Origin of the sequence: Komagataeibacter swingsii (assembly GCF_003207895.1) — a bacterium.
GTDB classification, from domain to species: Bacteria; Pseudomonadota; Alphaproteobacteria; order Acetobacterales; family Acetobacteraceae; genus Komagataeibacter; species Komagataeibacter swingsii.
The window spans coordinates 20,995-42,096 of sequence record NZ_NKUB01000015.1 but is presented as its reverse complement, the minus strand read 5'-3'; the positions used below and the strand labels follow the sequence as shown (position 1 = coordinate 42,096).

The following is a 21,102-nucleotide window of genomic DNA, read 5'->3' as shown; positions in this document are numbered from 1 at the left end:
TTTTGGCGAGGCTTTTTCCAAAAAGCCTCGAAGAACACCGCCCTTTTGGAAAAAGGCGGCACCCAAAAACTTTTATTTTTTAGACAAGATCTTATGAAGGCGCGGCCCCCTGCGTATTGACCTGCAGGGTAAACAGCGCATCGCCCGCGCACATGAACAGCACATCGCGCTTGGGGCCGCCGAATGTCAGGTTCGATACCCCGCGCGGCAGGCGTATGCGCCCGATCATGTGGCCGCGGGGGTTGTACACCACGACACCGCACAGCCCCAGCGGTCCGTTCGCACCACACCACAGATTGCCAAAAATGTCGGTGCGCATGCCATCGGGGGTCATCTGGTGGCCATCCAGCATCATGTCGGCAAAAGGGCGCAGGTTATGTACCGCGCCACCCGCCACGTCGCCCGCATGGATATGCTGGTCGCCGCCATGCCCGTCCTGTCCCGGGCCGGGTCCATCGGAAATGACATAGACGATCCTTCCGTCCGGTGAGAACGCAATCCCGTTCGGGTCCGGCACCTGCTGCTGCGTCAGCATGGCGCGGACATCGCCGGTGGCCGGGTCCACGCGAAAGACGTGGTCTTCCTGCCGCCGGTGGCCGCCAAACTGGGTCACGACTTCCCCATCCAGCGTCCAGCGTTCGGCGCCGCCCCGGTTGGCGGGGGCGCCCGGGGCGTCCGGGTGGCCTTCCACGATCGTGTCGCCATAACCGGGATCGGTGAACCAGATGCCGCCATCGGGGTGGACCGCCACATCGTTGGGAGAGTTCAGCGGCGCGCCGCCATAGCTGTCGGCCAGTACGCGGCATGACCCGTCATGTTCCCACCGGACCACGCGGCGCATGCCGTGTTCGCAACTGACCAGGCGGCCTTCGTTGTCAAAGGCGTTGCCGTTGCTGTTGTAGGACGTATCGCGAAAGACCGAGACCGCGCCGTTTTCCCACAGGTAGCGGTACTGCTGGGCGCGGATCGTGTCGCTCAGCAGCAGGAAACGTCCCTCGCTATCCCATGCAGGCCCCTCCAGCCATCCCCCGCCACGCCATGCCAGTTTCAGCCCGGCATTGGCATAGGCCAGGTTGCCGAAGACAGGGTCCAGCACCAGTATGTCCGGGTCCGGCAGGGGGGTGAGCGGCGCATCCGTCCCCCATTGCCGGGGCGGGGTGGAGATGACGCTGGGGGGGGGCGGCAGGCTTTCCATGGTCGCCGCGCGGGCGGCAAGGCCGCTGGCCCATAGGCCGCCCGTGGCCAGCCCCCCGGCAAGTATGGCACGCCGGCCGGGATGGAGCGCAGGGGAGGCTGGCGGCATGAAAACGTCTTTCTGCTGTGGGATCGTGAATAAGGGGCTGTTTTGAAAGTAACCTATGAATGAAAAAGGATAAAAGTTTTTGGGTGCCGCCTTTTTTCAAAAAGGCGGCATTCCCTGAAGCTTTTTGCAAAAAGCTTCACCAAAAACTTCTATTGATTTTCAGTAATTTCAAACAGTTGCTTATCAATTTTCGATGTTCTGCAGGACTTCAAAGCCCTCGAACACCGGGGGACCAGCCATAAGCGGCTTGCGGTTGCCGGCATGGGCGTGGGCTGCGCGGAACTGTTCGGACTGCGTCCAGCCGACAAAGGCTTCATAGGATTCCCATACGGTGTGCGAGGCATAGAGGATGTAATCCTCATGCGTCGGGCCTTTCAGGAACTGGAAACTGACAAAGCCGGGCACGGTGCGCAGGTGGACTTCGCGCCCCAGCCAGCGTTCACGGAATTCCTGCTCGTTTTCAGGCGGGATACGGAAACGGTTCATGGCGATGTACATGCTGTGCTTCTCCTGGTTCTGTAAGTCGGGCAGGCCCTAGCGGCCGCCGGATACCGTCATCACGCTGCCTGTCATATACGATGATGCGGGGGACAGGAGGAAGGCCACCGCCTGCGCGATTTCATCCACATGTCCGACACGCCCCATGGGTACGACGGTTTCCGCCAGTTTCGCGGTTTCCGGCGGCACCATGTCGGTCGCGGTCAGTCCGGGGGCGACCGCGTTGACGCGTATGCCCTCGCGCGCGACTTCGTTGGCCAGGCCACGGGTGAACGTCTCGACCGCCGCCTTGGTCGCGGCATAGGGCACCAGACCCGGCAGGCCGCCCAGTCGGGCGGCGACCGATGACAGGTTCACGATCACCCCGCCCTTGCCGCCATGGTGGGTGGACATGCGGCGCACGGCCTCGCCTGATGCCAGCATGGTGGCGCGGATGTTGATGTTGAACAGGGCATCCAGCGTTTCGGCGGTCTGTTCATCAACGCGCACCTTCGTGCCGGTAATGCCCGCATTGTTGACCAGCCCCGCCAGTGGCCCGAGCGTGGATGCGCGTTCAAACAGGGCATGGATTTCTTCAGGCTTCGATATGTCGGCGCGAATGGCCAGCGCGCGGCCACCATGGGCGGTGATGGTGCGGGCCAGTTCTTCCGCCGGGGCGGCGTTGGCGGCATAATTGATGGCGACGGCATGGCCTTCACGCGCAAGCAGGCTGCTTATGGCATGGCCGATGCCGCGGCTGCCCCCTGTCACGATCACGACGCCCGGTGATTGCGCGGGGGTGGAATTGACGCTGTTCATGAACCCGTCCTGCCTGCTTGCTGAATGTTGAGGTGGGTAATCATAGGCCCACGCACGGCCATGCAAACAGGAAACATGGCCGCCCAAGGGTCGTGGGCGTATATCAGCCATCCGCTTGCGACAGGTGGCGCACCGGGCCGGACAGGCCCGTGATGGTGGCGTTGCGGGATAATTGTGTCCCGGCGGGGAAACGCCTGGTGGCCGGGCGGGGATCAGCCGGGTCACCACATTTTCATCGGTCGGGTGATTTTTCCACCATGCGCCCCGTCAGCACATCCACGCCCCGGCTGGCCGCATGGGTCATGGTGGCCTGTTCCTCCAGCCCGTGATCAGGGATACCGGGGCCAAGGTGGGGCAGGCGGGTCTTGTCCAATCACGGATTTATGAAGACGGGAAGGAAACCCTGCGGAAACTTTCCCTAACCCGCCGATTCAGCATCTTGCGATGGCAGCACTGCATGGATGTGTCTTGACTCTGGCGGCAAACTGCAATGCGCTGGATGATATAACAAAAATTGTCATGTCATGCCTGAAGGGAGACAGCCCGATGCAATGCATTCCCGCCGTGCGCCGTTACGGGACGCACGGCCTGATCTGGACAGCCCATTTTGCCATGGCCATCGTAATGGCCAGCGTCGGTGCGCACGCCGCAGGGCGCGAGGATCAGGCCAGCGCCTGCAAGAATGATGTGTTCCGGCTGTGCTTTCTTGACATTCCGAATGAAAAGCTGATGACGGAATGCCTGGAAAGCAAGCTCAACCAGCTTTCCCCCAAATGTCGCGCCATGTTCGAGGATGATGAGGCACAGGACGCCGAACGCAAGCAGGAAGACGCCGCCGTGGCCCGGGAAGTCGCCCCCACGCACTGAATGCGGGCCGATGCACGGGCCATGCGTATTTGACGGGTCGGGAACTTTTGTCCCACACAGGACCACGATCACTGTCCACCCACTCGACCGGAATACAGCCAGCCATGTCTGACAGTGCCCCGACCATCATGTGGTTTCGCGACGACCTGCGCCTTGCGGACAATCCAGCCCTGTATGATGCCGCGTCACGCGGGCCAGTCGTGTGCCTGTATGTCCATGACCCGGCTTTCCCGTTGGGTGGGGCCGAAAAATGGTGGCTGCATGGCGCGCTGTCGGTGCTGGATCATGACCTGCGCGCACAGGGTGGCCAGTTATGCATCATGGCCGGGGATACGCATGAAAGCATATCGTGGCTGGCCGGGCAGGTGGGTGCCGTGTCCGTTGTATGGAACCGGCGTTATGGCCCCCATGCCCGGCAGGTGGACGCGCAGGTCAAGGCGGCGCTGAAGGCGCGCGGCATTGATGCGCACAGCCATCCCGGCAACATGCTGCATGAACCATGGCAGGTCCGGACCAGGCAGGGCACGCCCTTTCGCGTGTTCACGCCGTGGTGGCGCGCGGTGCAGGCCAAGGGGGCGCCCCTGCCGCCGCTGCCCGCACCCGACCGGCCAGTCTTTGCCGTGGTCCCTTCTGTGGCCGGGGGTCGTCTGGTAACGCCTGCGGCTCTCGGCCTGCTGCCGGAGCACCCGGACTGGGCGCAGGGATTGCGTGCGCAATGGCAACCGGGCGAAGGGGCGGCCCATGCCCGGCTGGATGCCTTCATCGCGGAACAGGTCCATGGTTACGCCACGCAGCGCGAACTGCCCGCACGCCCCGCCACGTCGGGACTGTCGCCCTACCTGCGTTTTGGCCATGTGTCCCCCCGGCAGGTCTGGCACGCGGTGGATGCGGCGGGGAAGGGTGACCGGGATACCGCCTGTTTCCTCAGCGAGGTGGGATGGCGGGATTTCGCGCATGCGACCCTGTTTGACTTTCCCGACATGGGCACCCGTAACCTGCGTCCTGAATACGATCACATGCCCTGGCGGCATGACCCGGCGGCCCTGCGGGCGTGGCAGATGGGGAAAACCGGCTACCCCATCATTGATGCGGGCATGCGTGAGTTATGGCGCACGGGCTGGATGCATAATCGCGTGCGGATGGTCGTGGCGTCGTTCCTGACCAAGCATCTGCTGCTTGACTGGCGTGTGGGGGCGGCGTGGTTTGCTGATACGCTGGTGGATGCGGATGCCGCCAGCAACCCGTTCAACTGGCAATGGGTTGCTGGCTGCGGGCTGGATGCGGCCCCCTATTTCCGTATATTCAATCCTGTCTCGCAGGGTGAGAAATTTGATCCCGCCGGGGACTATGTGCGCAAATGGGTGCCGGAAATCGCCCATCTGCCCGATAAATACATCCATGCCCCGTGGAAGGCCGGACCAGACGCCCCCCGTGGGTATCCCGCGCCCATCGTCGACCTTGCCGGAGGGCGCGCGCGTGCGCTCGCGGCATGGAAAACCTTGTAACATCTGGTGGGTCCCATGTGTCTGTTCCAGGTGTATTCAGGTCATTCAGGAATTTCGATATCAGAGCGTTAATTTTATACTATGTTATAATATAGTAAAAATCATAAAATAAAATACAATATGAAAGACATTGAAAATCCAGGATGTGAAAATCGTATATTATTGAAAGCATATAAAATTTTTATTTTTTATAAATATATTTGATCAATCTTATTCAGCATCTTTCCTGCAGGGGGACATGCGGATGTAACGGGGGATGGCGCGACATGGGCAGGCAATATGGATCTGCAACGGCTGTTTCATACAGCAAGGGGCAGATAATCCTTGGCGCGGGTCATTTTGACATGGCCATGATCCGGCTGGCCCAGGCCCACTCGCGCCGGGAAAGCAGCCGGCCATGCCCTCCCCATCTGCAATCCATCCTTGCCTCCCATGGTGCGTGGCTGAGCATGGACCTGTCTGAACTGCATGAATGGAACCAGGGGCTTTTTGGCCTTGATGGCGGGACGATCGCCATCAACCATTCCATTTCGGATACTGTCACCATCCTGCCGGTTGAAATTCGGCCCGGCGGCGGCAGCCTGATATTCAGTGATGCGGAAAAAACGGGCGGCATCCTGCTGCTTCACCTGACGCGCGTGCACAAATCCCATGCCTGTGTGCAACTGGTGTTTCAGAACTGCGCCCGGCAGTTTGCCTGCTATGACCCCATGACGGACATGACCCTTGTCGGGCTTGTGCCGGATGGTAAGGAACCTGATGGCTGGATAGCCGTGCGCCTGCATGGCAATCCGTGGCAGATCGCCAATTCGGATGCATGCAGGGACACGCACGCCCCCATCCTGAAACGCGAATGGCAGGCGGGCGAACACGATGCGGTTATCCTGCGCCTGCCTGCCTGAATGCGTGGCGGGAACAAATCACGAAAAAGGGAAGACTCTGCATTTCCATGGCCTGAGTCCCAAAAAGTTAACAGACTTATCCACAGGCCTTCAATACAAATTCAGGCTTGCGAATCTGGGTTCGTGTTGCGGTAAAGAGACAATAAATGGCTATTTTCCGCCACGAGAGCGATTCCCCCGCTTCCTTTTCCAGCCACTTTATGCAAGTGGCTGCGGGACTCGGAACCGGTCAGGCCAAAAAAATCCACACCTGACCAGTCTGTTTATGCGCACCCGCCATCAGGCGTCCCTGTCATGTTCCATATGGGGATAGGCCGCGCAGCACAGGTCAAACTGGCCCTGGATTTCGGTAGGGAATTTTTCATTGCAGATCATGTCGAAACGGGCATGCAGCGATCGCCTGATCCAGACCTCGAACGGCGTGGAACGGCGGCGTTCATGTAGCTGCCCGGTTTCATATCGTTCTGACATGGAGTATCCCCCTGCCCGCCCATGGTGTCATGCGGGGGAAACGGTCGGGATGGCACGACAGTTGCCATGCATTTCCGTCCCCCCACATGATCCATGTGTAACCGTTCAGGCCGCCATGTGATCCAGCAATGGGATGCCGGTGGCCTGTGACATGTGCTGGCAATACGCCCGGACCGGCGCGGGCCAGTCGAGGCCTGCCACGATCGTCAGGCTGCGCAGGTGGGCAAACAGGTGGATATCATCGGTGGACAGCGTGCCGTTTACGGCATCGGGGCGCTGGACCAGCCCGGCCAGCCGGGCAAGGCCGGCATTCACGCTGGCCCGCAGGGCGGCGCTTTCAGCCAGGCATGTGCTGAAGGGGCCGATCATGGCTTCCTTGTTCTCGATAAAATACAGCCGTGCGCCGGTTGTCGCGAATTCCGCAAGGGGGGCGGCGGCAAACCGGGGCAGGGCCAGGCGGGTGAAGGCCTGCTGCCCATCCCGTATCCACTGGCCTGTTTCGGGGCGGGTCGGCCCGGTCAGCAGGGGATGGCCATCCATGGCGTCGACATGGGCGACGATATCCATGCTTTCGCCCATGAAATGCCCATCGGTTTCCAGTATGGGCACCATCTTGCGCCCGATCATCCGGGTTGGCGTGGCGACATCGTCATTAAGCAGCACCACATCCGTGACCGGCAGGTGCTTCAGCCCGAAAATGATCCGGGCTTTCACGCAGAACGGGCAGTGATCGTAGATATAAAGTTTCATGTGGTTTTTTCAGGAGCGTTGCAGGGATGCGATCTTGCGATCGGTCTTGTACTGGCTCAGCGCATAGACTGACCAGATCGCGGCCGGAATCCACCCGATCACGGTCACCTGCAGGACAAGGCAGATGATGCCGGCGAAGGGACGGCCAATCGTAAAGAACTGCAGCCACGGCAGCAGAAGGGCAAGGACAAGACGCATGATTGATCTCCACATGCATGCCCATTGGGGCGGGACAGACCATAACCTAGCGTAAATCGCTGTCCGGTGCAGCCGGAATGGCGGTGTGTGCGGCATTGTGAAATGCGTGCCCGGACCCATATGCGCGCGGCATTGCCGCATGGCCTCGCACGTTTGGCCCACTCTGGTCGGGAAATGCTGCTTTCCCGCCCTTGGCCGTATCTTTTCGCGGCGGTGGACAAGGGTGTATCCAGATGCGGTATGCCCTTTCTTTTGGTACGGGTTCGCGATAAAAACACTCCGATGGAAAATGCGTCGGATACACAATCGGCACCCGGTGGGCGTCGGAATTTCCTTGGGCTTGTCACTGCCGCCACGGCCGCCGCCGGTGCGGGTGCATGCCTGTGGCCCTTCCTGCAAAGTCTCGCCCCGCGCGACAGCGCGGCGGCGCACCTGCCGGTTGACGTGGATATTTCAGCCCTGCCACCGGGACAGCAGATTGTCGTGACATGGCAGGGCAAGCCGGTTTTCATTACCCACCGCACGCCCGAATCCCTTGCGGCCCTGCAGGACGCCGCCCTGACCGGACGGCTGCGTGACGGGCAATCCAATGACCAGCAGCAGCCGCCTTATGCCAGGAACTGGCACCGTTCGCTGGACCCGCGCTATGGCGTGGTCGTGGGTATCTGCACCCATCTGGGCTGCGTGCCCGCCTATAAACCCCTGCCCGAAGGGCAGGGCGGCGGCAACTGGCCGGGCGGGTATGCATGCCCCTGCCATGGATCGAAATTCGACCTGGCCGGGCGTGTATTCCGTGGCGCGCCAGCCCCGTACAACCTGCCGGTGCCTCCCTACAACATGCCATCGCCCACCGTTATCCGGCTGGGTGAAAACCCGGCGGAGCAGGATTTCGACTTCGCCGGTATCCAGCAGCTCTGACCCGCGGGCCTAGCGCACGGGTTTCAGGTGCAGGTCCATGGTATAGATTGCAACCGGCAAATGCAGGCGTGATACCTCATCGGGCTGGAACGTCGCGGTCCGGTCAAGCTGCACGGCCGGTATCCACAGCACGCCATGGCTGTCGATCCACATGGCGTCGGCCCAGACCAGCCGCCTGTCATGGATCAGCGTGCTGGCCTTTCCCTGCGGTGTAATGCGCAGGATACTTAACCTGTTCACATCCGACACATACAGGTTGCCATCCCCGTCAATGGCTGTCCCGCCTGTCGTCGGCGTATCATGGAACAGGGTCACGGCACGGGACAGGTCGGCTGCCGGCAGGTCGGGGTTTTCCAGTGCCGCCGTGGGCATCACCCACATCGGGCCGGAACTGGGCTGGAAATAGAGTTTCCGCCCGTCAGGGGAGACTTCCAGCTGGTCGGCATGGATGCGCACCTGCTGGCCATGGGCGACCAGCATGTGGCCTTCGGCGTACATCGGGCGGTCATCCGTGGTGGAACGGTCATGCGCCAGCACCCGCCGCTGCGTCCCGGTGGACAGGTTGACAACCACCAGCGCCGGGTCCCCCGCATCAGTCACGAAAACCGTATCCCCATGGAAACGGATGTCATCCATGTAGCTGTGTGGCGTGCTGGCCGCCCGGAGCGAAAGGGCATGCACCGCTTGCCCGGTCGTTATGTCAAACGCCAGCAGGCGCGCCGGTGCACCACTGTGGGGACCGGGCGGGCCGCCCACGTTCGCATCCCCGGAATCCACAACCCATAACAGTCCGTCCGGGCCGATGCGCAGGGCGTTGACGCGCACGAAGGGCCGCAGGTCGTCCCTTGTCCCGTCGGGATGGTTCCAGCGTATGTCGGGAAAGGCATGGGGCTGGCCGTTCGCATCGATTTCGGCAACGGTGGGGCCACTGCCGCCCCCGCCCCAGTAGGGGAACGAGACGAAGGTACGCCCGTTATCGGCAACCGCCACGGCGTTCAGGACACGGTCGGATGTCCATTGCACATGCAGCCTTTCATGCGCCCGTGCCGGGCCATGGCATGTAAGGGATGCCGGGATGGCCAGAAGAAGGGACAGGGACACGCTTCGCAGGCGCTTGCGGGTGGTCTGCATGACCCCAGCATATCATTACGCGGGGCAATCCGGCATCACGGCTATGTGTCGGCAGGGTCCCACATGCCATGGGCGGCATGCGGGACAGGCATTCAGGCCGCCGGGGCGGGGGCCGCCATCTGGCCCAGGGCCGCGCGCAGCTTGTTTTCGTTTTCCGGGGAAAGCGATGTCTGCAGCACGCGGGCATGGCCCTTGAACGTGCGCAGGTCGGCCAGGACCTTGTCGGGCTGGGACTTGCGCACCAGGACGAACAGCGCGGAGGTGTTGGCCGGGATGGTGGCGCCCAGCGACTTGATGAAATTGTCATCAATGCCATAGTCGGACATCTTGCCCGCGATCGCGCCCGCGCCGGCGCCCACGATGCTGCCCGCGACAAAACCCGCCAGCGGGTTCAGGCACAGCAGGCCAACCAGCGCGCCCCAGAACCCGCCCGAGAACAGGCCGTATGACGCACCGACCTTTTCCAGGTTGACGCTCTGCTGCAGGTGCAGCTTGCCATCGGCGGTGCGGACGACAACAACCGCATCTTCCAGATCCAGCAGGTATTCCTTTTCCAGTTTCTTGCATTCGGTCAGGGCAGCCGTGGCTTCATCCTGGCTGTCAAAACCGATAACGATCAGATCGGACATGGGGTACTCCGTTTCATATATCCGCCACCGGCCCGTGGTGGCGGATGGTTGGCATGATATTACATGGATATACCCTTCATGCCGTGGCGGTTTTTAGGCATGGATGCCCCCGGTGGGGTGCAGGTCTAGCATGGTTGCGGCTGCCGGGCACCCACCCCATCTGCCATGATGCGTGCCATCACGGGCATGGGGGCGAACCGTAACCCCGTCCCATGTGTTGTCGGTAAGGCAGGGTGTCACGCATCTGGTCTATTGCTAGGGGAGGGAGGCCGATGTCCCGTTTCATGAATGATGATGACCGTCCCGATCATGCGGGCGAAGGCAAGCACGGCACGGCGCGCAGGCTGGCGGAAGCCGGGCTGAGGGCCGAGCGCGCGGGCGATCAGGCCCGTGCCGATGAACTGTTTGATGAAGCCGAGCGCACCGACCCCGAGGCGCTGGAAAACGTGCTGATGGAAAATCCCGCCCCCCGCCGCCGCGTATCAGGGCGTGGGTTTGGCGATGACGCCGCCGTTGCACGCATGAGCCGCACGGTGGAACCGGACGCGGATGCCCCGTCGCGTGCCGGGATTACGGATGAGGGGAGCGGCGCTGATTCCGAACGGCGGTAAAGGGTTATCTGGAAATAAAGCTTCACCAAGAACGTTTTCCCGGACAGTCACGTGGGGGCCTTATAGCGATGGTCCCCACATGCCGACGACGAATATGATCGCGCCCAGCGCCAGCATGGCAATGTGGAACATGACCTGGCCCGGCATGGAATCGGGACTGATGTGCAGGCCATGGAAGAACTGGACCACCACCAGCGTCAGGCCGACGACGCACAGGCCGATGCGTACGGGGCTGACCGTGGTGGGCCATATCTGGTTTCTGCGGTTCATTGGTGCGTGCCTCCGGGCTTTGGGGCCAGCATGCCATAAAACCCGGCGGCGCAGAAGCAGCACCTGTCCTGCCAGCAGGATTTGCCACGCCCCGCACCCATGCTATGCGCATGGGTGGGTCGTGGGTTGCGGCCGACAGGTGAACTGACAGGAAACAGATGCGTCTTGACCGTTATGCCATGGCCGGGGGCGTTGCCGCCTGCGCCATGATGACCCTGCTGGCGACCGGATCCGTGGGCGCCAGCGCGCATCCCCACCATCATGGAACAGGCGTCGCGCATCACCCTGCGGCGCACGCCGCCGATACCGTTCCCGCCGGGCCGCCCCTGCCGGACGGGCAGGTATTCCTGCCGCCCCCGCCCGGCCCCGACACGGCGCAGCGCGCGGCGGATGCCAGCATTTTCGCCGCGACCCGCGTGCTGGAGGGCACGCCCCGGTGGAAACTGGCGCAGGCTGATAACCGTGACACGCCCGCCCATATGGTTTCGGCCTTTTCATGTGCCGCCGGTTTTACCCTGCCGCCGGATCGCCTGCCTGAACTGGTGGGTCTGGTGACACGGATCGAACAGCGCCTGACGCCTGCGGTCCATGCCCAGAAAATGCTGTGGAACCGGCCCCGCCCCTTTACCGAGGCGGAACTGCCGACCTGCATCCCGCTGCGGGCCAGCCTGAGACAGGACCCATCCTATCCTTCGCTCCATGCCACGCTGGGCTGGGTTACGGGGCTGATCCTGTCCGACATCCTGCCCGACCGGACGGCATGGATCATGCAGCGCGCCCGGGTATTCGGGGAAAGCCGGGTGGTGTGTGGCGTGCAGTGGCAAAGCGATGTGATGGCCGCGTGGCTGAATGGCGGCGTGCTGTATTCCGCCATGGAACAGGACGAAGGCTTCCGTCAGGAAATGGATGCGGCCCGCGCGGAAGTGGTCGCCCTGCATCCGACCATGGCCGCACCCCCTGCGGATGAATGCGCGGTTGAAGCGGACGCCGCCGCCCATCCACCGCAGTAACAGGTCTGTCTGAAGACGTTTGTGGTGAAGTCCCTTTATGAAGGCTTCGGGAGAGCGCCGCCTTTTTAAAAAAGGCAGCACCCCAAAACGTTTGTTATCCCCTGTCAGGGCCGATGTGACACAGCCTCCATATCAGGACAGGAACCCGATGCGGCGGTTCCCGTCCCGCCCCGCCGTTTCCGCCTTCAGGCGTTCCAGCAGGTCATCGGGCGTCGGGTCTTCATCCAGCAGGCGCGCGCGGCGCAGTACCAGCGCGAAATCGGATGGAACCAGCGTATGGAGATGGCGCAGCCCCGCAGGCGCGTCCTTTCCGAAGAAGCGGCCGAAGGCATGCGCCGCCTGCTGCGCCGTAAGATAGCCAAAGCGGGCGCGGAACAGGAACCGCCGCATGCTGGCCGGGTCCAGCTTTTCCACAAGGTTGGTGGTGCAGGCAAATGGCAGGGGATGGTGTTCCATCCATGTCAGCATTTCATTGACCTGGCTGATTTCCCATGACCGTTCCGCCGAACGGCGGTCGCCCAGCAGGCTATCGGCCTCGTCAATGATCAGGAAGGCGCCGCTGTCGCAGGCTTCGGCGAAGGCGGCGGCGATCTGCTGCTCGCTCTGGCCCACATACTTGTCCAGCAGGTCGGAGGCGCGCTTCTGCAGCACCGGCATGTCCATCCGCTCCGCCAGATGGCGGGCATACGCACTCTTGCCCGAACCCGGTGGCCCGGACAGCAGCAGCGAGACCGCGCGCGGCGCGCCGGGACGCGCCAGCCGCGTGGTCAGGGCCTGCAGGTCGCAATCCGCGTTGATCAGGGTCGAATCGTAATCCGTGACATCCGGCTGCGACGGCATGGGCATCTGCCCGCCCGCGGCCGCGCGGGCAATGCCGGTCGCGATCATGCTGGCCATGGCGGAATCGCCGCCCGCCAGATGGGTGGAACGCAGCGCATTGCGGAAAATGGCCGGGGCCGCCGGGATGGCGCGGGCCAGGTCGGCGGCGTCCGTGGGGGCAAGGGCGACCTTTTCCTCGCGCGCCATGTCCTGCCACAGCCGCGTGCGCACGCCGATGCCGGGCTGGCGCACCTCGATGCACAGCGCCATGCGCCGCGCGATCGCGGGACCAAGGGTATCAAGGTCGTTGGCGGTCCAGATGACCGGCGTGCCGCCCTGTTCCAGCAGCCGGTGGAAAAAGACGCGGCTGTACGATTGCGGCGGATCGAACAGGCTGGCGGTGAACAGGTCCTCCGCCTCGTCGAACAGCAGGATGGAATCCGTGTTGCGCAGCAGGCGCGTGCTGCACCGCAGGTCGGCCAGCCGTTCGTGGCGGGATGGCTCGTCACCCGCGCTGTCGGCCTCGCCCACCGGGTACAGGGTCGCACCGATATGCCGGGCAAGGGTTGCGGCGAATTCGGTCTTGCCCGTGCCCGGCGGGCCATACAGCAGGATGTTGATGCCGGTTGCATGCTGTTCGACCGCGGCCTTCAGCAGTCTTGCCGCGATTTCGGCCTGCTGGCCCAGATGGGCGAAGGCATCCCACGGCAGGGTCGCATCCCGGGGCTGGCCCAGCAGCAGGGAACGGATGTCGCCCACCACGCTGGCCCGGCGGTTCATCAGCGCCATGAGGCGGGGCAGCAGGGTAATGTCGCCGTCCTCGTCCACGGTCATGAGGCCGCTCATGCGCAACTGCCCATCGGGGGCGAGGGCGGTTGCGATCGCGTCCTCCTCCTGCCCCAGCAGCAGGTGGAGCAGGGGAATGTCCTCGCACAGGAACGGCCCGCGTGAACGGTTTTCACACAGGTCATCCCATAACTGTTCGAAATGGCCGTTCAGGCGGTAGCACATGGCCAGGCCCAGCACATCGCTGGCGACCCGGCCCAAGCCCGTCGCCTGGCTCAGTTCCTCCAGCCATGCATCCACATAACCCCGGTCGCCCGCATGCTGGGCGCGCGCCTCCTCCAGCGCGTGGCCAAGGCGCTTCCATTCCGTGGCGGTGGGCGGATTTTCCCCGTCATGGCGGGGGGCGGCGGGCAGTTCCTTGTCATGCAGGCCCAGGTCGGGCTGGGCCTGCACCACGCAGCGCACCAGCGCGCCCGCGTCGCGCGACCCGCGATGGATCGAACCATGCAGCACGCACAGCATTTCCAGCAGGCGGCGTGTCTCGCCGCGCACGCGCGATGAACGGGGCTGTACCGTCCTGCGGCGTGCTGCCGGTCGTCTGCTTCTGGCTAGCGCCATATATCGGGTCTCCTGCTACTCCCGTTTGAATATAGGTATTGCAGGGGCGGATGTCGTGGGGGGAGGACGATGTTTTCTCTCCCCCCGGTCACATCAGCGGCCGCCCGACAGGGCAAACCCGGTTTCAACCTGGTCCAGCATGGCTTCAAGTTCGGCATGGCGCAGCGGATCGGTGCCGGTGGCGATGTGGCCGCGGGCGCGTTTCTTCAGGCTGCCGGCGATTCGGGGGCTGACGACCCGGCCAGTCCCGTGGCGCAGCATGTCGGCAATGCTGGCCCCGCGTCCATGCGCCGCCTGCACGACCGAAAACGCCATGTGGTTGACGATGTTCTCGAACTCGAAACGGCCAAAGCGCGAATGGCAGCGGCTGAGCTGGTCCAGCGCCATGGCGTAGCGTTCCACCGGGTTGGCCTGTGTCGCGGTGCGGAAATGCTGGGTGTGGTAGCGCGCGGCCTGTATGTGTTCCTCACGCGCCAGGTCCCATTCCCCGATGGCGGTGCATTCCGTCTCGATCAGGCAGTGCAGGGCACGCGCGTTCAGGCAGGACGCGACAAAGTCCGCATGGGTAATGTCATTCCATTCCAGCTTCTGCCCCGCGCGCTGCATGGCGAAGCGGAAGCCACGGTGGCCGTCGATGCCATACACGATGGTGGTATTGCCCCGGCACAGCGGGTCGGTCCCGGTCACCATGATGTGACCGCTATCGGCGCGGTGCATGTAATGTTGCCATGTCATGACATCAAGCAGCGTGTCATCATCCACGAACCTGTCGGTATGGCGGCGCACATGCTGCATGAAGCTGGTGGCCTGCAGGCCGGTCACGGCATGGGGGGAAAAATCGACCTGCCACCAGACACAGGCCCGCATAAGGTGGAACGCAAGCGCATCGCGCAGTTCCGCCAGGGCGGCATGTTCGGTGGCCAGGCTGTCCACCTGCGCATCGCACAGGGCCTTGACGGTCCTGAAGCGGTTGGCAAGCATGTCCAGCTGTCGTGCCACCGGCTGCCAGGGGTCAAGGTAGCTGACCAGGCCTTCGGGGCGGGAATGCTGCAGATGCCAGGCAGCCGGGGCGGTACGTGGTTCACGCATCGGGCGGTCCTTGACGTATCTGGGTCTGGAAGGATCGGTGTCGGTTAACGGGTCGGCCATGCCGGGGTTGCCGGCACGTGGGGGATCCATGCGCCACGATGGGATGGGGGCGGGTCGCACGGGCTATGGCATCTGCCCGGTTATCGGGACAGGGTGTTATCGGGTGGTATTGTACATGCCATATTGATGCAGATTATAGGCATGTTATGTGATAATGCTAATTAATATCACATTAAATCCATGACAGGTTTCCCCATGCCGCCATGAATATGTTTCTTTCAGGTTTATTGCTAACGCGGCGTGCGCCGGGTTAGTTCACGCGCCATGCGCCCGATATCCACGCCTGCCCGCCTGATGACCGAACGGCTGGTATGCTTGGCGTCCACCAGCGTCACGGGACCGGCGGCGGACAGGGTATGCAGCCCGTCTGTCGCGGGCCGCCATGCGGCCGGTGCGCCAAGGGGGGGCAGCGGGTGCGCGGCAAAGTCGCGCGGGGTCAGGGTGGTGATGACCAGCGGGGTAATCGCGCCGCCATAGGTATGGGCACAGTCCTGCGTGGGCAGGATGATCGTGCCGTCATCCATCGCCACGGGCGTCCCGCCCGGGCGCGCGCTGTGGATGTCGCGCCGCACCGGGTTGCCGGGGTGCGGGTGCCATGGCCCGGCCAGGCTGTCGGCCCATGCAACGTGCAGGGTATCGACGCGCGGGCGTTCGCGTTCATGCCACGGGGTATAGAACAGCCACCACCTGCCGTCATGGAACAGGGGGGAGGCATCGATCATCGGGCCGGGAAAGGCGCAGCCTTCCACCGCCTGCCAGCGATAGGGGAAATCGGTCGCGCGGTACAGGCGCTGCATGCCGCTCCTGCCTGATTCCGGCATCATCAGGAAAGACCCGTCCCGATCGCGCAGGATGACGGGATAGGACAGGTGCCATGGTTCCACCAGCACCGGGGCGTGGGCTGTGACGTTCAAGGCGCGGTCAAGGATGAAGACATCGATGCGCCCGACCTTCACGCGGTAGTCGTAGGCTTCGGCAAACAGGTACAGCCTGTCCCCGTGCCAGATGCCAAAGGGGTCGGCAATGAAACGGAAGGGGCCGGGGTCGGGCAGCCACGTGACCGGCACATCCGCCAGCGTGCCCGCGCGCAGTATGGCGGGCATGGGCCGGTGGAGAAGTCCCGTCTGCCATATATCGGTCCGGCCCAGTCCCATTTACGCGGTTCCCGTTGCTGTCTGGCGGCTGATTTGCAAACACGGATATGCTGCAATATGCCTGATGTCACCGTAACAGATAGCCAGGTCAGGGGAATAGCAGGCATGGGCAATGGGGAACAGCCCCGGCGTCGGACCATTCGGGATGTGCGCAAGGGGGACGTGCCGGGGGTATGGCTTACGGCCTATACCGCGCCCATGGCCCGCAGGCTCGATCCGCATGTGGATGTGATGCTGGTGGGGGATTCGCTGGGCATGGTGGTTTATGGCATGCCGGATACCCTTGGTGTCAGCATGGACATGATGATCGCCCATGGCGCGGCCGTGGTCCGCGCGTCCCGGCAGGCGCTGGTGGTGGTGGACATGCCGTTCGGGTCGTACCAGCAGTCCCCCGCGCAGGCTTTCGGCAATGCCGCGCGCATCATGGTGGAAACCGGCTGTGGCGCGGTCAAGCTGGAGGGTGGGACGGAAATGGCCGATACCGTGCGCTTCCTGTCCCGGCGTGGCATTCCGGTATGCGGGCATGTGGGGCTGATGCCGCAGGCCGTCAACACGGCGGGCGGCTTCCGCACGCAGGGGCGTGATGCGCAGCAGGCGCGCAGGGTGCGCGAGGATGCCCGCGCCATCGCGGATGCCGGTGCGTTCGCCATCGTGCTGGAAGGCACGGTGGAACCCGTCGCGCGCCAGATCACGACGGATGTGCCTGTTCCCGTCATCGGTATCGGCGCATCGCCCGCCTGTGACGGGCAGGTGCTGGTGGTGGATGACATGCTGGGGGCATCCGGCGCATTCACGCCACGCTTTGTGCGCCGGTATGCCGATATGGGCGGCGTGATTGATGAGGCCGTCGCACGGTATGCGCACGATGTGCGCACGCGTGGTTTTCCGGGGCCGGAAGAATGCTTTGGCGTGCGCGGCACGAGCCTGCCGGGATGATGGCGGCCCGCCCGCCCGTGCCAGCCGCATCCCGTATCGGGCTGGCGGAGGTCGTGGCATTTGGCGCGGGCGACATGGGGTTCAACATCATCTGGGGGCTGATGCTCAGCTACCTTGCGTATTTCTATACCGAAATCTGCCTGCTGCCGGTGCAGATGGTGGGGTTCATGCTCATGGCCGCGCGGGCCGCCAGCCTTGTGACCGACCCGGCGGTGGGGATCTGGATTGACCGCAGGTCCGCGGGGCGGCAGGCCCTGCCGCTGCTGCGCGGCGGGATCGTGCCGTTCATGGTGCTGGTGGCGCTGGTCTTCATGCCCCTGCCGCACGGCTGGCCGGTGGTCGTGCGCGGCCTGTGCGCCACCATCGGGTACATGGCGCTGTGCGTGGCGTATGGCGTGGCCAATACCGCCTATGGCGCCATGACCAGCCTGATTTCGCCCGACCACAACATGCGCCTGCGCCTTGCCACCAGCCGCATGGTGGGGGCGACGCTGGGCAGCCTGCTGGTCAGCATCGCGACGCTGCCCATGGTGGACTGGCTGGGCCATGGTGACCGGCAGGCGGGGTTCGCCCTGTTCATGGTCGTGGTGGCGTGCGTGGTGGGCGGGTTGCTGTGGCTGCCCTCGCGCTTCTGCCATGAACGGGTCGCGACCGACAGCGGTGATGTGACGGTGCGCGCGCGCATTGCCGGGCTGCTGGCCAACCGGGGGTGGCGGCGGCTGACGGGGGCGATGCTGCTGACCATGCTGGGCAGCACCTTCCTGTTCGGCGCACTGGTCTATGACGTGCGCTACGTCCTGCATGACAGCGACCATGTGGCGGGCTGGCTGCTGGGGATCATAAGCCTGATGGTGCTGGCGGGCTGTGGCGTGTCGCTGCCGCTGGCGGCGCGGTGGGGCACGGCCCCGGTCATGCGCGCAGGCACGCTGGCGGCGGGGGGCGTGCTGCTGGTGGCGTACGCGCTGCCCGCGCGGGTGGAGGTGACTGGCGCGTCACTGGCGCTGTTCGGGCTGTGTGTCGGGATCTGCAACCCGGTCTGTTTTACCCTGCTGGCGCACTGTATGGACGGCGGCGACGGGTTTTCGGGCACGCATACGGTGGGACTGGCGTGGGCGCTGAACTCCACCGCATCGAAAATGGCGTTTGACGTGGGCGGCAGCCTGCTGGCGGGCGTGCTGGCGGTATCGGGTCTGGTCAGTGGCGCGGGCGCGCAGTCGCTACAGGCACAGGCTGGGATTCATGCCGGTTTCCTGCTGGTGCCGGCAATCCTGTACCTGCTGGCAGGTGGGGTCGTGCTGCGGCGTGTCGTCCGTCAGAACCCGGTGGCGGCGGTAAACAGCACCGCAAGCCCGCCACCGACATAATATTGCGGCCCGTCGGCTTTGGTCAGGGTCGGCGTCGCGACGCCGGACAGGTAATGCTGGTTGGTGATATTGTTGAAATTCATCCTGAATTCAGGATGGGACAGGAAGGCATGGTCGTCCATGCGGTACCCGATGGCCAGGTTGCCGGTGGTATGGTCGGGCATGCGTTCATCATTCATGAAGGTTGAGTACTGCCGTCCCGTATAATGGACGGAAGCCATGCCGAAGATGTGCCCGTCATCATAGCTCAGCCCGGCGGAGGCCTGCAGCGTCGGGCTTTCCACCGCCGTCTTGCCCCGCGTCGCCAGCATGCCGTTGCTGGATGGGATGTCACTGTCGATGGTGGCGTGCAGGTACTCCCCCGACAGGTAGGGCGCGAAATGGTGCCAGGGCTTCATGCCGATTTCCACATCCACCCCGCGTGAGGTCTGGCCACCACCATTGATGGTGGATTCCACCTGACCGATCTGGGTCTGGATTTCGCGGTTGGTGAAATCGTAGTTGAACAGCGTCAGGCTGCCGATGATCAGGTCGCCACTATAGCGGTAGCCCAGTTCCTCCGACACGGAATATTCGTTCTTCAGCTGTGTCGCGACGCCACTGGCGGTCACCCCGCCAAACAGCGCGGTTTCATCGGGCGTGCGGAAATTGGTCGTGGTGTTGAAAAAGACCATGTGCCGCGGGCTTATGCGGTAGCGGATCGCGATGCGCGGCAGCGGGGTGGCGGAATTGCTGCCCGCCGCCGTCTGCACGTTATCCGACGTGGTGGTGCCGTGGCGGTCCAGCATGACTTCCTTGAACCCCACATCCACCATCAGGAGGTGGTTCAGGAAATGCATCCGGTCACCGACATACAGCGCGTTGGTCTGGGAAATCATGTGGTAGCTGCCCGCATCCACCTGCTGGCCATCGGGCTGCAGCAGGGTGCGGCTTATGCGGTCCACCCATATGTCGGCGGCCGTGCCCTGCGCATTGACGGATGTGAAGGGCTGGTGTTCGCTGTCATCAGAATAGTCGTACCAGTACCCGAACACCAGGTCATGGTTGCCAAGCTGCCAGTCCAGTGTCGCGTTGAAGCCGGAACGGTAGCTGGCCTGGGTCCAGTTCGCGCGCACCACGGCGTTTTCGTCGCAGCTTCCCGTGCCGCTGCATAGGCCGCTATCCCCCATGGTCGTGCCGCTGGGATCGTTGCCATAGCTCCACTGCGCATAGGGCGTGACCTTCAGGTGCACGCTGTCCGCCAGCGTGAAGCGCGCCGGGGCCGCGAGATAGGCGATGCGCTCGGGCTGGCGGTAAAGCTGCCAGTAATCCGTGCCGCCCGCCGCATCATTGGGGTTGTAGGTGGCGGCCAGGTTGTTGGCCGCCCCGTGTGGCCCCTGCGCCTGCCAGTCCGCCTTGTCCACCGGCGGGTAGTAGCTGGCGACCATCGTGTTCCACGTCCCGATCAGCGAGACCCGGTTGCCCGCCCCCCATTCGCGCAGGAATTTGAAGTCGATGTGCTGGCGCTCATCATGCCCCGGCCCGCGCCAGTTATCGGTATAGCCGTGGGAATAGGACACGAAGCCGCGCAGGCCGGTCTGCCCGATCTGCCCGGTTTCCAGCCGCAGGAACTGCCGGTTGGTGTTGTATGACCCGTATGAGACATCCGCGTATCCGCCCGCCTTCATGGAGGGATCGCGGAAGGTCATCTCCATAAGCCCCCCGGCGGCATTCAGCACGGGGGAATCAAGGTCGGCCGATCCCTGCTGCAGCGAGACGCTCTGGTAATTTTCCGTATCCGCGAACTGCCCCGGATAGCCGTTGTAATAGGCGATGTCATTAAGCGGCATGCCCTCCAGGAGGTAACCCAGCGAATCCCCGCTCAGCCCGCGCACGGTTATGTTGTTCTGGGGTGAAAACCCCAATGCGTCGGATGAAGCGACATTGGCCCCGGGCAGCAGGCTGACCATGTCGAACGCCGTGGCGCTGGGCGCCTGCTTGCGCATGAAATCGGTGCCGATGGTGCTGACGGATTTCGGCGCGTCCTCCACCCGGATCAGGCCGCCGCCGGGCTGGGTGCCCACCACGTGCTGGCTGGTCACGGTCATGGTCTCCACCGGGGCGGCGGGCGCGCGCCCATGCGTGGCGGCCGGCGTGCCGGTGGCTGGCGTGCCGGGCGCTGTAGCGGGCGTACCGTCATTTCCCGCCGCCATGCCCGGCCCCATGCCCAGCATCGTGCCCAGCGCGATTGTCAGCATGCGCCGGTAGGAAACGGCGGCCGGATTGGATAGGATGGGCGGGCAGGGGACACGGGGCATGGGCGTTCCTGAAAGAAATCTTTTTATTTCATTATTTTGGGCCATCCCCATGGGGTATGACATCGTCTTGAACAAATCCGGGACGGATATATTATATCCGCGTGGCGTATCGTAAGCC

The 21,102-nt window shown here is 63.6% G+C and carries 22 protein-coding genes; 8 read left to right on the top strand and 14 right to left on the bottom strand.

Annotated elements, in window-relative coordinates; all coding sequences use genetic code 11:
* Nucleotides 1-91 precede the first annotated feature (91 nt).
* From CFR76_RS11835 to CFR76_RS18085, 4 genes are all read right to left on the bottom strand, one after another.
* Nucleotides 92-1,303, bottom strand: coding sequence for an SMP-30/gluconolactonase/LRE family protein (locus CFR76_RS11835; RefSeq protein WP_110557217.1), 1,212 nt, complete (start codon nt 1,301-1,303; stop codon nt 92-94).
* A 183-nt stretch (nt 1,304-1,486) separates the two neighbouring features.
* Nucleotides 1,487-1,801: an antibiotic biosynthesis monooxygenase family protein gene (locus CFR76_RS11830; protein WP_010515802.1), complete on the bottom strand. Its 315-nt coding sequence runs from the start codon at nt 1,799-1,801 to the stop codon at nt 1,487-1,489.
* A 36-nt stretch (nt 1,802-1,837) separates the two neighbouring features.
* Nucleotides 1,838-2,599, bottom strand: coding sequence for an SDR family NAD(P)-dependent oxidoreductase (locus CFR76_RS11825; RefSeq protein WP_110557216.1), 762 nt, complete (start codon nt 2,597-2,599; stop codon nt 1,838-1,840).
* Nucleotides 2,600-2,831: 232 nt separating this feature from the next.
* A complete protein-coding gene (locus tag CFR76_RS18085) occupies nt 2,832-2,972 on the bottom strand; it encodes a hypothetical protein (protein ID WP_167402118.1) in 141 nt (46 codons plus the stop codon).
* Nucleotides 2,973-3,145: 173 nt separating this feature from the next.
* On the opposite strand from CFR76_RS18085, the gene CFR76_RS11820 reads away from it, so the two are divergent.
* From CFR76_RS11820 to CFR76_RS11810, 3 genes are all read left to right on the top strand, one after another.
* Nucleotides 3,146-3,466, top strand: coding sequence for a thioredoxin domain-containing protein (locus CFR76_RS11820; protein WP_110557215.1), 321 nt, complete (start codon nt 3,146-3,148; stop codon nt 3,464-3,466).
* A 104-nt stretch (nt 3,467-3,570) separates the two neighbouring features.
* On the top strand, nt 3,571-4,971 hold the full coding sequence (locus tag CFR76_RS11815; protein ID WP_110557214.1) for a cryptochrome/photolyase family protein: 1,401 nt from the start codon (nt 3,571-3,573) through the stop codon (nt 4,969-4,971).
* A gap of 266 nt (nt 4,972-5,237) precedes the next feature.
* Nucleotides 5,238-5,873: a hypothetical protein gene (locus CFR76_RS11810; protein ID WP_110557213.1), complete on the top strand. Its 636-nt coding sequence runs from the start codon at nt 5,238-5,240 to the stop codon at nt 5,871-5,873.
* 279 nt (nt 5,874-6,152) lie between these two features.
* On the opposite strand, the gene CFR76_RS11805 is transcribed toward CFR76_RS11810, so the two are convergent.
* The 3 genes from CFR76_RS11805 to CFR76_RS11795 form a co-directional block, all read right to left on the bottom strand.
* The gene (locus CFR76_RS11805) at nt 6,153-6,344 is read right to left on the bottom strand and encodes a hypothetical protein (RefSeq protein WP_110557212.1); all 192 of its coding nucleotides are present in this window, start codon (nt 6,342-6,344) and stop codon (nt 6,153-6,155) included.
* A 105-nt stretch (nt 6,345-6,449) separates the two neighbouring features.
* On the bottom strand, nt 6,450-7,094 hold the full coding sequence (gene grxB, locus CFR76_RS11800) for a glutaredoxin 2 (protein WP_110557211.1): 645 nt from the start codon (nt 7,092-7,094) through the stop codon (nt 6,450-6,452).
* A 9-nt stretch (nt 7,095-7,103) separates the two neighbouring features.
* The gene (locus CFR76_RS11795) at nt 7,104-7,292 is read right to left on the bottom strand and encodes a YqaE/Pmp3 family membrane protein (protein ID WP_110557210.1); all 189 of its coding nucleotides are present in this window, start codon (nt 7,290-7,292) and stop codon (nt 7,104-7,106) included.
* Nucleotides 7,293-7,574: 282 nt separating this feature from the next.
* On the opposite strand from CFR76_RS11795, the gene petA reads away from it, so the two are divergent.
* On the top strand, nt 7,575-8,210 hold the full coding sequence (gene petA, locus CFR76_RS11790) for a ubiquinol-cytochrome c reductase iron-sulfur subunit (protein ID WP_110557209.1): 636 nt from the start codon (nt 7,575-7,577) through the stop codon (nt 8,208-8,210).
* A 9-nt stretch (nt 8,211-8,219) separates the two neighbouring features.
* On the opposite strand, the gene CFR76_RS11785 is transcribed toward petA, so the two are convergent.
* Nucleotides 8,220-9,341 carry an L-dopachrome tautomerase-related protein gene (locus tag CFR76_RS11785; protein WP_110557208.1) on the bottom strand — a complete coding sequence of 374 codons (1,122 nt, stop codon included), beginning with the start codon at nt 9,339-9,341 and terminating at the stop codon, nt 8,220-8,222.
* 92 nt (nt 9,342-9,433) lie between these two features.
* Nucleotides 9,434-9,970 carry a DUF1269 domain-containing protein gene (locus tag CFR76_RS11780; protein WP_110557207.1) on the bottom strand — a complete coding sequence of 179 codons (537 nt, stop codon included), beginning with the start codon at nt 9,968-9,970 and terminating at the stop codon, nt 9,434-9,436.
* A gap of 272 nt (nt 9,971-10,242) precedes the next feature.
* On the opposite strand from CFR76_RS11780, the gene CFR76_RS11775 reads away from it, so the two are divergent.
* Nucleotides 10,243-10,581 carry a hypothetical protein gene (locus tag CFR76_RS11775; protein ID WP_025437267.1) on the top strand — a complete coding sequence of 113 codons (339 nt, stop codon included), beginning with the start codon at nt 10,243-10,245 and terminating at the stop codon, nt 10,579-10,581.
* Between the two features lie 60 nt (nt 10,582-10,641).
* Here the strand turns inward: CFR76_RS11775 and CFR76_RS11770 are convergent, their stop codons facing one another.
* Nucleotides 10,642-10,851: a hypothetical protein gene (locus CFR76_RS11770; protein WP_010510628.1), complete on the bottom strand. Its 210-nt coding sequence runs from the start codon at nt 10,849-10,851 to the stop codon at nt 10,642-10,644.
* A 158-nt stretch (nt 10,852-11,009) separates the two neighbouring features.
* On the opposite strand from CFR76_RS11770, the gene CFR76_RS11765 reads away from it, so the two are divergent.
* The gene (locus CFR76_RS11765) at nt 11,010-11,861 is read left to right on the top strand and encodes an acid phosphatase (RefSeq protein WP_208623985.1); all 852 of its coding nucleotides are present in this window, start codon (nt 11,010-11,012) and stop codon (nt 11,859-11,861) included.
* Nucleotides 11,862-11,993: 132 nt separating this feature from the next.
* Here CFR76_RS11765 and CFR76_RS11760 read toward each other — a convergent pair whose 3' ends face one another.
* From CFR76_RS11760 to CFR76_RS11750, 3 genes are all read right to left on the bottom strand, one after another.
* Entirely contained in the window at nt 11,994-14,018 is a 2,025-nt protein-coding gene (locus CFR76_RS11760; protein WP_110557206.1) for an AAA family ATPase, read from the bottom strand.
* 159 nt (nt 14,019-14,177) lie between these two features.
* Nucleotides 14,178-15,173, bottom strand: coding sequence for a hypothetical protein (locus CFR76_RS11755; RefSeq protein ID WP_110557205.1), 996 nt, complete (start codon nt 15,171-15,173; stop codon nt 14,178-14,180).
* Between the two features lie 290 nt (nt 15,174-15,463).
* Entirely contained in the window at nt 15,464-16,387 is a 924-nt protein-coding gene (locus CFR76_RS11750; protein ID WP_110557204.1) for a glucosamine inositolphosphorylceramide transferase family protein, read from the bottom strand.
* Nucleotides 16,388-16,492: 105 nt separating this feature from the next.
* Between CFR76_RS11750 and panB the strand changes: the two genes are divergently transcribed.
* Nucleotides 16,493-17,323 (top strand): 3-methyl-2-oxobutanoate hydroxymethyltransferase, encoded by an 831-nt coding sequence (gene panB / locus CFR76_RS11745; protein ID WP_110557203.1) that lies wholly within the window; start codon nt 16,493-16,495, stop codon nt 17,321-17,323.
* Nucleotides 17,287-18,687: an MFS transporter gene (locus tag CFR76_RS11740; RefSeq protein WP_110557202.1), complete on the top strand. Its 1,401-nt coding sequence runs from the start codon at nt 17,287-17,289 to the stop codon at nt 18,685-18,687. Before panB ends, CFR76_RS11740 begins: the two co-directional genes overlap by 37 nt.
* On the opposite strand, the gene CFR76_RS11735 is transcribed toward CFR76_RS11740, so the two are convergent.
* A complete protein-coding gene (locus tag CFR76_RS11735; RefSeq protein ID WP_110557201.1) occupies nt 18,636-20,984 on the bottom strand; it encodes a TonB-dependent receptor in 2,349 nt (782 codons plus the stop codon). The genes CFR76_RS11740 and CFR76_RS11735 overlap by 52 nt on opposite strands.
* Nucleotides 20,985-21,102: the final 118 nt, after the last annotated feature.

What these genes read in the sequence shown, in the direction of transcription:
- CFR76_RS11835 (WP_110557217.1), bottom strand. Translation starts at nt 1,303, where the DNA reads ATGCCGCCAGCCTCCCCTGCGCTCCATCCCGGCCGGCGTGCCATACTT.
- CFR76_RS11830 (WP_010515802.1), bottom strand. Translation starts at nt 1,801, where the DNA reads ATGTACATCGCCATGAACCGTTTCCGTATCCCGCCTGAAAACGAGCAG.
- CFR76_RS11825 (WP_110557216.1), bottom strand. Translation starts at nt 2,599, where the DNA reads ATGAACAGCGTCAATTCCACCCCCGCGCAATCACCGGGCGTCGTGATC.
- CFR76_RS11820 (WP_110557215.1), top strand. Translation starts at nt 3,146, where the DNA reads ATGCAATGCATTCCCGCCGTGCGCCGTTACGGGACGCACGGCCTGATC.
- CFR76_RS11815 (WP_110557214.1), top strand. Translation starts at nt 3,571, where the DNA reads ATGTCTGACAGTGCCCCGACCATCATGTGGTTTCGCGACGACCTGCGC.
- CFR76_RS11810 (WP_110557213.1), top strand. Translation starts at nt 5,238, where the DNA reads ATGGGCAGGCAATATGGATCTGCAACGGCTGTTTCATACAGCAAGGGG.
- CFR76_RS11805 (WP_110557212.1), bottom strand. Translation starts at nt 6,344, where the DNA reads ATGTCAGAACGATATGAAACCGGGCAGCTACATGAACGCCGCCGTTCC.
- grxB (WP_110557211.1), bottom strand. Translation starts at nt 7,094, where the DNA reads ATGAAACTTTATATCTACGATCACTGCCCGTTCTGCGTGAAAGCCCGG.
- CFR76_RS11795 (WP_110557210.1), bottom strand. Translation starts at nt 7,292, where the DNA reads ATGCGTCTTGTCCTTGCCCTTCTGCTGCCGTGGCTGCAGTTCTTTACG.
- petA (WP_110557209.1), top strand. Translation starts at nt 7,575, where the DNA reads ATGGAAAATGCGTCGGATACACAATCGGCACCCGGTGGGCGTCGGAAT.
- CFR76_RS11785 (WP_110557208.1), bottom strand. Translation starts at nt 9,341, where the DNA reads ATGCAGACCACCCGCAAGCGCCTGCGAAGCGTGTCCCTGTCCCTTCTT.
- CFR76_RS11780 (WP_110557207.1), bottom strand. Translation starts at nt 9,970, where the DNA reads ATGTCCGATCTGATCGTTATCGGTTTTGACAGCCAGGATGAAGCCACG.
- CFR76_RS11775 (WP_025437267.1), top strand. Translation starts at nt 10,243, where the DNA reads ATGTCCCGTTTCATGAATGATGATGACCGTCCCGATCATGCGGGCGAA.
- CFR76_RS11770 (WP_010510628.1), bottom strand. Translation starts at nt 10,851, where the DNA reads ATGAACCGCAGAAACCAGATATGGCCCACCACGGTCAGCCCCGTACGC.
- CFR76_RS11765 (WP_208623985.1), top strand. Translation starts at nt 11,010, where the DNA reads ATGCGTCTTGACCGTTATGCCATGGCCGGGGGCGTTGCCGCCTGCGCC.
- CFR76_RS11755 (WP_110557205.1), bottom strand. Translation starts at nt 15,173, where the DNA reads ATGCGTGAACCACGTACCGCCCCGGCTGCCTGGCATCTGCAGCATTCC.
- CFR76_RS11750 (WP_110557204.1), bottom strand. Translation starts at nt 16,387, where the DNA reads ATGGGACTGGGCCGGACCGATATATGGCAGACGGGACTTCTCCACCGG.
- panB (WP_110557203.1), top strand. Translation starts at nt 16,493, where the DNA reads ATGGGCAATGGGGAACAGCCCCGGCGTCGGACCATTCGGGATGTGCGC.
- CFR76_RS11740 (WP_110557202.1), top strand. Translation starts at nt 17,287, where the DNA reads ATGCTTTGGCGTGCGCGGCACGAGCCTGCCGGGATGATGGCGGCCCGC.
- CFR76_RS11735 (WP_110557201.1), bottom strand. Translation starts at nt 20,984, where the DNA reads ATGCCCCGTGTCCCCTGCCCGCCCATCCTATCCAATCCGGCCGCCGTT.